The 10,378-nt window shown below is 43.0% G+C and carries 9 protein-coding genes and 1 pseudogene; 7 read left to right on the top strand and 3 right to left on the bottom strand.

The features are described from left to right. The first annotated feature begins 384 nt into the window (after positions 1-384). The 5 genes from A3761_RS10365 (at position 385) to A3761_RS10345 (ending at position 3,453) form a co-directional block, all read left to right on the top strand. Positions 385-1,566, top strand: coding sequence for a cation:proton antiporter (locus A3761_RS10365; protein ID WP_068513710.1), 1,182 nt, complete (start codon positions 385-387; stop codon positions 1,564-1,566). Further along, complete coding sequence (locus tag A3761_RS10360) at positions 1,566-1,949, top strand: YchJ family protein (protein ID WP_068513714.1); 384 nt, start codon at positions 1,566-1,568, stop codon at positions 1,947-1,949. The genes A3761_RS10365 and A3761_RS10360 overlap by 1 nt, the downstream gene beginning before the upstream one ends. Before the next feature lie 19 nt (positions 1,950-1,968). Beyond that, positions 1,969-2,823, top strand: a complete 855-nt coding sequence (locus tag A3761_RS10355) for a DMT family transporter (protein ID WP_068554804.1) — start codon at positions 1,969-1,971, stop codon at positions 2,821-2,823. Between the two features lie 111 nt (positions 2,824-2,934). Further along, entirely contained in the window at positions 2,935-3,162 is a 228-nt protein-coding gene (locus A3761_RS10350) for a CopG family transcriptional regulator (protein WP_068511406.1), read from the top strand. A gap of 3 nt (positions 3,163-3,165) precedes the next feature. Further along, positions 3,166-3,453 carry a type II toxin-antitoxin system RelE/ParE family toxin gene (locus tag A3761_RS10345; RefSeq protein WP_068512156.1) on the top strand — a complete coding sequence of 96 codons (288 nt, stop codon included), beginning with the start codon at positions 3,166-3,168 and terminating at the stop codon, positions 3,451-3,453. A 158-nt stretch (positions 3,454-3,611) separates the two neighbouring features. On the opposite strand, the pseudogene A3761_RS25730 reads toward A3761_RS10345, so the two are convergent. Together A3761_RS25730 and sohB are read right to left on the bottom strand one after the other, a co-directional pair. Then, positions 3,612-3,782: pseudogene (locus A3761_RS25730) on the bottom strand (integrase); the annotation flags it as partial. 149 nt (positions 3,783-3,931) lie between these two features. After that, positions 3,932-4,966, bottom strand: a complete 1,035-nt coding sequence (gene sohB, locus A3761_RS10340; protein ID WP_068512159.1) for a protease SohB — start codon at positions 4,964-4,966, stop codon at positions 3,932-3,934. A gap of 307 nt (positions 4,967-5,273) precedes the next feature. On the opposite strand from sohB, the gene A3761_RS10335 reads away from it, so the two are divergent. Next, positions 5,274-5,588, top strand: a complete 315-nt coding sequence (locus tag A3761_RS10335) for an SCP2 sterol-binding domain-containing protein (RefSeq protein ID WP_068507398.1) — start codon at positions 5,274-5,276, stop codon at positions 5,586-5,588. A gap of 147 nt (positions 5,589-5,735) precedes the next feature. After that, complete coding sequence (locus A3761_RS10330; protein WP_068554413.1) at positions 5,736-6,476, top strand: YebC/PmpR family DNA-binding transcriptional regulator; 741 nt, start codon at positions 5,736-5,738, stop codon at positions 6,474-6,476. 101 nt (positions 6,477-6,577) lie between these two features. Here the strand turns inward: A3761_RS10330 and A3761_RS10325 are convergent, their stop codons facing one another. Next, positions 6,578-10,300 carry an SbcC/MukB-like Walker B domain-containing protein gene (locus A3761_RS10325; protein ID WP_068740218.1) on the bottom strand — a complete coding sequence of 1,241 codons (3,723 nt, stop codon included), beginning with the start codon at positions 10,298-10,300 and terminating at the stop codon, positions 6,578-6,580. Positions 10,301-10,378: the final 78 nt, after the last annotated feature.

Here is a 10,378-nt window from a genome sequence, read left to right as displayed (position 1 = left end):
ATCAAGAGTTTCACAATCGGCACAAAGGCTTTTGGCAACGCGACACTACTCGTCGCCAAGTCGCCAGCCCCTTTAAATACGGAAAAGGTACTGTCCTTGATAGATGGAATATCCAGAAAGCGTTTTTTCTCTTTGGGCATTTTTGGCTTCGACATTATAAACAGAGCACCGTGCTTTCTTAAGCAGAATGACAGATTGATGAGCACAAGATTACCATAATGGCGACTTTCCTGCAGTCATTTGTCAACACAAAAAGCATTGTGACAGAGAGTTAAATTATTGCTTCAAAGCTAATAGCCGTAAATCGTTGCTATACTGCTTAAGAGGCAGATAAGCTTTCAAGTAAATTACATTGTTTTAAGACCCACTGAGCCCCAAAGTACTATGGAACATCTCTCGATTGTCAATTCCTTCTTCCTTATCTTTTCTGGGGCCGCGATCCTTGCTTCAATTGTTTTATATACTCGTCAGCCTATTATTGTCGCCTATATTGCCTTAGGTGCCTTAATAGGCCCTTATGGCTTGCACTATGTGAGCGATGCGCACCTGCTGTCAGAAATAGCAGAGATCGGAATTATCTTTTTGCTGTTTTTATTAGGGCTCGATATGCAACCAAAGAGCTTGATGCACATGTTGCGAAAAGCCACCCTGGTCGCTATTGTCAGTTCCCTAGCCTTCGCCTTTACCGGGTTTATGATTGGAAAAGGCTTTGGCTACAGCTCTCAAGAGTCCGTGATTATCGGCTGTGCGATGATGTTTTCTAGTACGATTATAGGCATAAAGCTTCTCCCTACAACCGTCTTGCATCACCGCCATGTCGGGGAACTTGTTGTGGGTATGCTACTGCTACAGGATTTGGTGGCAATTGTCGTGTTGCTCATATTAGGAGGCAGCGGTACTTCAGCAGATCCGGACAGCAACAGTATCTTTAGCTTCGTTAAAACAATGCTAACTTTGCCATTACTTATCTTTGTCGTATTCGCTACCGTAAAGCATGTCATCCTTAAATTGATATCCAAGTTTGACCGTTTTCATGAGTATATATTCTTGCTGACAATTGGTTGGTGCCTGGGTGTTGCAGAACTCGCACATTACATTGGGTTATCTTCTGAAATCGGCGCTTTTATCGCAGGCATCAGCATCGCGACTAGCCCAATCGCCCAATATATCGCCGAGCATTTAAAACCGCTTCGTGACTTCTTTTTAGTTCTGTTTTTCTTTTCGCTGGGCGCTTCATTCAACTTAGGCTTACTGGCAGACGTTATTCTCCCCTCACTACTACTGGCTGGGCTGATTATTGTTATCAAGCCAGTGATATTCCGTTGGTTGCTTACGCGCAGCAAAGAACCCAATGACATTGCCTGGGAAGCTGGTTTTCGATTAGGCCAAATTAGTGAGTTTTCGTTACTGATTGCCTACCTGGCAACCGCATCGGCTTTGATAGGGACCGAGGCCTCCCACCTTATCCAGGCCACAGCAATACTGACTTTCATCTTTAACTCATATATTGTTATCTTTAACTTCCCCAATCCGATCGCTATTAGCGACAAATTAAGACGAGATTAATGCCCAAAGCTCCTTGCCCCTGTGGGTCTTCCCTGACGTATGACGACTGCTGTGCTCTTATTCATGCTGACATAGCTAAAGCACTAAGAGCCGAGCAGCTAATGCGCTCTCGCTACAGTGCCTTTGTACTTGAGAATGAAGACTACCTTCTAACAAGCTGGCACCCGGACACCCGCCCAAGCAACCTTGATTTCGATTCACAAAGTAAGTGGCTTGGTTTGAAAATTAAAGATACAGTAGCAGGTCTAGAGGATGATAAGGAAGGCCAAGTGTCTTTCGTTGCACGTTATAAAGTGTCGGGCAAGGCTCAGCGAATTGTAGAGAATAGCCATTTCATTAAGCTTGATGGTATTTGGCAGTATCACTCAGCTACTGATAATTAATACTTGCTATGAAGCTTAAATGAATATACATAATAAAGTACTGCTTCATATGCATATCGCCGCATTATTGCTTGGTGGTACAGCACTTTTTTCAAAACTAATTCCCTATGCTGCCTGGGACATAATTGCCTACCGAACTCTGATTTGCGGCCTCACCGTATTTATTGTGGCACTTCTATTCAAACAAAAACTTAGAATTAGCACTTTACCCGTTTTTTTACTCTTGGTGTTTTGCAGCATGCTGTTCACCGTTCATTGGACAGCCTATTTTCAAGCGATGCAGCTGTCGACTGTCGCTATCGGCATGATCTCGATGTTTACCTTTCCTGTCATGACGGTATTTCTGGAACCCTTAATCAATAAAACACGGCTTCATAAAGCCGATATCCTCATGGGTTTGCTGGTTATGCTCGGTGTCTTTATGATCGTCCCGGACTTTACTCTCGAAAACAATGTCACCGCAGGAGTATTGTTTGGTCTTTTATCTGCACTGGCTGTGGCACTAAGAAATATTCTGGTATCAAAGCACCTGTCAGATATTTCCCCTTTCACCATTATGTTTTATCACGCGATGGTGTCAGCCGCAATTTTGCTACCCTTTGCATCTGTCTCGCCAGTGGAAATAAAAACACCCGATCTACTTGCATTAATTCTACTAGGCACCGTGTTTACGGCAATCCCACATACTCAAAAAACGTACGCCCTACGCTATCGTTCAGCTAAAAGCGTATCAATGGTGATAAGCCTGCAAGTCGTTTATGGAAGCCTATTTGCATATTTACTTTTAAGAGAAGGAATAGGCTTCAACACACTACTTGGTGGTGGCATTATTTTGTTTGCTGCTTTGTATGAGAGTGTCTTTGCTAAGCACTGAGAGACTTAGTCTAAGTAGTGAGTCTGTATCTAGCTTATTAAATATTCTGTAGACCATTCACTACAAACCTGGTGTATAATTACACCAAGTTTGTATCGAGGGAGGTGTAAAATGCCGAGACAAAGTATTACGTTAACAGAGCAAAATGATTCTTGGTTGCGAAATCATGTAGATAATGTTCAAGATTACTCTAATAAAAGTGAATTGATAAACGATCTTATCCGCAGCGCGAGAAGGGCTGAAGCAATTAATAGAAAGCTTGAAGATGCAGAATCCAGTGGTTTTGTAAATCAAATGGCATCTGAGATGCTGGCTGAATTCAAGTCAGAACTGAAGTAAGGCATGTTTGAATTTAAGATATCTTCGAATACTAAAGAAGACCTAAAGCGGATATACGCTTACGAATATAGCGAGTTTGGAGAAGCTCAGGCAGATACCTATTACCATGGTTTTTTCGATATGTTCGAGAAAATTTCTATCAACCCATATCTCTTCCAATCAGTTGACCATATTCGCCCAGGTTATAGGCGCTGCTCTTATTGCTCCGATAATATTTACTACCGTGTTAATGGTGCGGTCGTTGAAATAATGGCTATTTTAGGAGGTCAGGATATTGATTGCTGGTTATAGGAACTCTCTAGAGTTAATAAGCGATTACTGAAAGTCGAGGTCTTATTTAAAAGCCAAAATTAATTTACTTATTTTGATGAGCCCTTAATGCCGGCTTTTAAAAAATTGCATAAAAAGGAAGTTACTTAAATTGTAAATAACCGCCTTTTGACGAAATTCTACACCTGAATTCGTTCGGCAAGATCAAGCGCATCATCTACTTCAACCCCAAGATACCTTATAGTGCTGTCAATTTTAAAGTGCCCTAGCAATATCTGAATAGCTCTAAAGTTCTTTGTTTCACGATAAATAATTGAAGCTTTTGTTCGCCTCATTGAGTGGGTGCCATAAGCTGGCTAAATAATGGATACACAGAGCTTCAATGAGCACCAAACTTGCGCACTTTGAAATTACAGGTAAATTGCGGCCCCTGTTTAAACATTCACAAAATAAAAATGGGGCCAGAGTCGCAACCCCGCCCCATCAACGACTTAATTAATTACTTCATACCACGAGAGATATTCAGCTCGGAAAGCAGTTTGGTAACAGACTGTTCAATACCTGAGCTTACCGACATGCCTAGTTTATCCATCAAACTTTTCTTTGCTTTGAATTCCAAGGAATAGACCTCTGAGTCCTGACAGGCTTCTAAAATATATTCATCTGATGTTTTCAAGTCATCAACTAAAGATACTTCCTTGGCTTTAGAACCAAACCAGATATCACCATTGGCAACTGATTCAATATCAACCGATGGACGACGTTCTGAAACGTAGGACTTAAATAACTGGTGAGTATCCTCCAAGTCCGACTTAAACTTCTCTCTTCCTTCGTCAGTATTTTCACCAAACATTGTTAAGGTTCTTTTGTACTTGCCAGCAGTCAGGATCTCATAGTCGATATCATTTTTCTTCAGTACCTTGTTGAAGTTAGGCACCTGAGCCACCACACCAATCGAACCCATTATAGCGAAAGGTGAAGCAATAATCTGATCTGCAACGCACGCCATCATGTAACCACCACTCGCAGCGACCTTGTCTACGCAAGCTGTCAGTTTGATACCCTTCTGCTTAATTCGATCTAGCTGTGCAGAGGCCAAACCATAGGAATGAACCATACCGCCAGGACTTTCAAGCTTGACCACGATTTCATCGGTACCCGGACGTGCAACCAACAGTGCCGCAGAAACGGCTTCTCTGAAGCCCTCAACAGCGCTTGCTTTAATATCACCCTCGAAGCTTAGAACAAACACCTTCTTTTTATCTTCAGTGTCTGACTTCCCCTTACTTTCCTTTTCTTGCTTCTTGAGCTGCTTTTTCTTGTCTTTTAATGCTTCTTTACTCAGCATCGACTCTTCAAGCGTATCTTTGATTTCCTCGTACTTTTCATTCAATTTTTCAATCAGCATTTCCTTGCTTTCAGGCTTCTTGTTTTTTAGAGCTGCACTGCTTGCTGCAGCCATCACTATTAAAATGGCAGCAACAACTGTAATTGTCTGCGCCAAGAAGACACCGTACTCAGTCAAAAATTCCACTCGCTTATCCTCAGGTTTGATATATACAAATAACGAAAACATTATGACCATTGCATTGTTGGGCCATTATTGCCAAATACAAGGGTTTCGTTCAGATATTGTTGGCTACTAATTTACACCTTCACACCATAATTCAAACAAGCGTTCGATTTATTAGTTGACAAGCGTTTTTCGAGTAACTAATCTTGACATCCGTGAAAATCAATACGCTTCACACTCAGGCTAGCTACCTTGCACTATTGAGCTTCAATCTCATGCATATACACGTGTAGCTTAGCGATAATTGATACATAAAAAGGGTATTCTCATGTCTGTAGCTTCTACTTTCGAGACACTAAAAGAAAACTTCAACGCTGACGCAGCTAGCGGCATCGACTTGGTATTCCAATTCAACATCGAAGACGATGACAACTACAGCCTAACTATCGCTGACGGTACATGCGAACTAGCAGCTGGTGAGCACGATGATCCTTCAGTTACTTTGATCATGAACACTGAAACTCTTAAAGGCATCGTTAGTGGCGAAACTGACGGTATGCAAGCGTTCATGGCTGGTCAGCTACGTGCTGAAGGCGACATGATGCTAGCAACTAAGCTAGGCGAGCTTTTCAGCATCGGTTAGTAAGGTCTGCTTAACATGATTAAGCTAAAAAAGCCGCTTCTGCGGCTTTTTTTGTGCGTGACACTTTTTAAACATTTTACATCACGGTAGTATTCTGTTTCTGAAAACATTATTCCGATTTCTAAAAATAGTTTGGGACCTTAAAAAATGGGTAGAGCTTACCAAAACCGTAAAGAATCAATGGCAAAAACCGCCGACGCCAAAACCAAGGTATACAGCAAGTATGGCCGCGAGATTTATATGTGCGCAAAGTCTGGTGGTATCGACCCTGACGGTAACCTTTCACTTAGGTCAATGATTGACCGCGCCAAGAAAGATCAGGTTCCTGGTCATGTTATTGAAAAAGCGATTGAAAAGGCAAAAGGTGGTGCTGGCGAAGACTTTGCGACAGCTCGCTATGAAGGTTTTGGCCCAGGAAACTGCATGGTAATTGTTGACTGCCTAACGGACAACCCTAACCGTACCTTCGGTGATGTGCGCCAGTGTTTTACCAAAACCAAGAGTAAAATTGGTGCCCAAGGTAGCGTTGGTCACATGTTTGATCACAGTGCTATTTTCGTATTCAAGTCTGAAGATGAAGACACCGCCCTTGAAGCCTTAATGGAAGCCGATGTTGATGTTAGTGATATCGAGTGTGAAAACGGCGAAATCACGATATTTGCACCTAACACTGATTATTTCAAGGCAAAGCAAGCGCTTAACGAAGCATTCGGTACAGAGAACAAGAACGGTGAAAAGGAAGTAGACTTTAAAGTTGATGAAATCCAGTTTGTTCCACAAACAACGACTGAAATTTCAGGTGACGATATCACTACCTTCGAGACATTTCTAGATATGCTTAACGACCTGGATGACGTGCAGAACGTTTATCATAGCGCTGAGTTTTAAAACGTTTCTCTTAGGCAGAGGGTTTCACCCCTCGCTAATGCGGAATCCAAAACAAGCCAAGGTGCTTACGTTTCAGTAAAGCACTTTGGCCGCTGCCTACCTTAATCAGCTTGCCCTTTAATCTCATAAGCCTTATCCAAACGGCTGTACCCAAGCCCGCTCATTTTTTTAATATCAATCTGAACAGGTATACGCTCTTTCAAGGCATCTATATGACTAATCACGCCAATCATTTTACCCTGAGAGTTGAGCTGATCCAGTGAATCTAGTGCGATATCCAATGTCGCACGGTCTAGCGTACCGAAACCTTCATCGAGAAATAAACTGTCAATTTGAGTTTTATAGCTAACCAGGTCAGACAAAGCCAGGGCCAGCGCCAAGCTGACCAAAAAGCTTTCACCGCCAGATAGAGTTCGTGTATCTCTATGCGAATCTGCTTGCCATTTATCGACTACCTGCAATTCCAGCCCTTGAATATCACTTCTAACCAGATAATAACGGGCATGTAGCCCCTCAAGCCTTTGGTTAGCGAGTTGTATTAAATAATCTAAGGTCAGGCCCTGTGCAAAGACTCTGAAACGTTTACCATCTTTGGAGCCTATCAAACTATTAAGGTGACTCCAATCATCGTAGCACTGTCGCTGGGCTTCAATTTCTCGCATCAGGTTTTCATGCTTTTGTTTCTGTTCTGCGTTGGTCTTAAGTATCTGCGTTAGTTCACCCTGCCTCTGACTACAAGCTTCTACTTCACTCTCCAGGCCATCAAGTAGCGCTTTGAGCTCTTCGAGTGACAAATTAGGAAGATCTTTAGCTTGTAACTCTTTTAACTGGCTCTGGGCAGTTTTTAGCTCTGCCTCCAATGTTGCTTTAGTTTTTTGTGTTTCTTCTTTTAAAGACACCAAATTCTCGATCTCTACGTCATCAAGATGAGCCTGCTGAAAGCTGGGCAGGTCTTCGAACACGCTATTCTCGAGTCTCTGCTGCCAGTCATGAGCAAGACGATCCAACTGATCTTTGTGTTCAAACTTCTGCTGCTCGAGCTGCTGCTGCTTTCCCTGAAGTGCCGATAAGTTTCTCTCGATCTCAGCTATTGACCCCTGCAAGCCCTGATAGGACAGAAGCCTTTTTTCACAATTTTGAGCCGACTTCTCACGCTCGGCACTTACATCTTTATCGCCGAACAGACGTTTGCGCTCTGCCTTCTGTACAGCAAGCTGCTCCATGAACGACTGCTGTTTCTGTTTCGCCTCGGCAAACTGGGAATTAAGCTCGCTCAATACGGCTTTGTATTGGTCATGTTGCTTTTCGATATCGCTAATTAATCCAAGCTCTGTCTGAAGTAGCTTTGCCTTGTCGTCATACAGCGAACACTCCTTTCGGGTTGTCTCCAACCACTCGCCTAAAGCACTTAAGTCCGGGCTTATCACGACATCATGGCCACTAAGCTTAGCCAGATTTTCTTGTAAAGATTGATCTAGCTCCTGCTCACTACTGCATAAGCTATTGATTTGATCTTGTTTATCTTGGCACTGCTGGCTGATATAGCGATGCTCAGTTTCTTGTATCTCTTTATCTCTTATTAGAGCGTCTAATAAATTCTGTTCTACTTTCTCTTCTTCCTGGCAGGCCTCTAGTGCGCGACGGAGGTTCGATAATTTTTCATATTGATTGTCTATATTTTCAATATCACTTAAGACTTCTTCTAAAAATTGAGGGACACCTTCATCTGCTACAAGCAAACTACAATTAATTTGAGCAGCATAAGTTGCCCAAACCTGCTGGGTTTCCGCCTCTTTTTTCAGTGACTCCTCTGCTCTTATTCTTAACCCTTCAAGTTCCGCACCTTGACGAATTAAGGCTTCCTTCTTGGCAAGTCCCTGCTCTTTTAACGCTTCAGCAACTTTTTCTTGAGCAAGAAGCTCATCATTCGTTGACGAAGACTCAAGCTCGCCATATCCATCTAACATTGGATGATCCACGGAACCACACAAAGGGCAAGCTTCGCCTTCTTTTAATTGTGCTCGGTGCTCACTTAAGCTGACAATACGGTTTTCGAGCAAGACTCTTTCTTTTAATGACAAGAAATACTTATTAGCTTGCTGATAGGCTGTTCGAAGGCTAACAAGCTCAGCCTCAAGGCTTGCTATCGAAGCATCTTGTTTTTCGATAGACGACAGGATTTGTCGACAACTAAGCTTTTGATCCTGCGCTTGCTCAAATATTCTCTTGCACTCGGCTACCGCATTCTTTCTGAGGGAATTCTGTTGAATAAGATTCTCTAACGTTTCCAAACTCAACTGCTTATTAAGCTCTTCTAGAAAGCGATCTAGTGCTGTTTTTGCACTCGAAGATCGACTAAGGAGTTTTTTATGCTCTTGCTCTCGGATAACAAGTTGCGAATTTAATTCTCTTAGGCCTTTTTCCTTCGCCAACTTAACTGCATTGTCGCTTTCAAGCAGCTTTGCCAGAGACACCGTTTGCTCTTTTACCCGGTTATACTGTTGGAATAGCGTGGCAATCCCGTCAAGCTGGGTTTGCGCACCTCTAAGCCACTCATGCTTTTCCAGCCACTCGCCCACGGACTTAGTTATGTCGTGGCTATTTTTAATCTGCTTGGCACAGTCTTGCAGCTGTTTTAGCGTTTGAGTTTTTCTGGCGTCTATTTCAACTAATTCGGCATCGGCGGTTGATATGCTTTTCTGCTGGGAAGTAATACCTTGATCTAAAGGAACAAGCTGCTCAACTAGAAAGTTTTCTAGTCTTACATGGGTATTCTGAGCATCCTGGTATTCATTTTTAGCAAGCTGACAATTACCTTCTAATAGGTGGAATTCCTCTTGCTTTAAGCTACAAGAGGCATTGATTTCCTGGAAGTTTTTATCATATTGGTTTTGTTGAGCTTGAGCGCGCTGATATTGTTCATAATATGGTGAGAGCACTCTCGCTGGTAGGGCTCTTTCAAGCCTTGCAAACTCGGGTGCTAAACTGTCGCAATATTGAACATGCGCATCGAGCGCTGAACGACACTGCTTATTACTCGCCTGCAATTTTTCAAGCTTTTCAATATGAGAAACCTGTGCCTGAATATCGCCTCTTTTAAGCAAAGCAGTCTTACGCTTTTCTTCGAGGGCCTGTTCTTCAGCATACAGTAATTCAAGCTCCTCGGGACTAGTCTGCTCTAGACCTTCCAACTTGACCGTCAGTAGCGTGTGTCGCTCTTTTTCTTGTCGAAAGCGTTCAAACACCTCGCTAGAAACTCTGCCGTATATGTCCGTTCCCGTTAACTCTTCAAGAAGTTCTGCCCGGTCTCCCGAATTTGCATTGAGGAAGGCTGCAAAGCCACCTTGAGCCAGAAGCATGGATTTTGTAAAACGTGAAAAATCCAAGCCCGTTATTTCGGCGATATGTTCTAGTTTGTCGCGGAGCTTATCAGCAATAATTTTATCGCGCCCCTCCTCACCGGCCCCGAGCAGTGCTAGCTCAACTTTGGGGCTTTGTAATTTTCCATCAGCTTTGCTTCGCGCCCTTCTTACTTCCCAAAATGCGCGAAAAACCTGGTCACCCTTAACACTGAACTCCACCTCACACATGCATTCGTGACAATGACGAGTCATTACCTTCTCAGCAGGTGATGGTTCATTTAAACGCGGTGTTTGGTGGTATAAGGCAAGGCAAATTGCATCCAACAGCGTAGATTTTCCGGCACCAGTAGGCCCAGTGATTGCAAATAAACCGTTGCTAGCGAAAGGCTCCTTAGTGAAGTCAATAAACCACTCCCCGCGTAGAGAGTTGATATTCTTAAGACGAATACTTAGTATTTTCATAACTGCAGCTCTAGAGCTTGTCTCCTTGCTCAGCTTGTAGCAGCGCCTCTTTAAACATCTGTTGCAGACGGCTTTTTA

This window comes from Oleiphilus sp. HI0123 (assembly GCF_001635315.1).
Note: the sequence above shows the minus strand (reverse complement) of the source record. Positions and strands in the feature narration are given on the sequence as shown.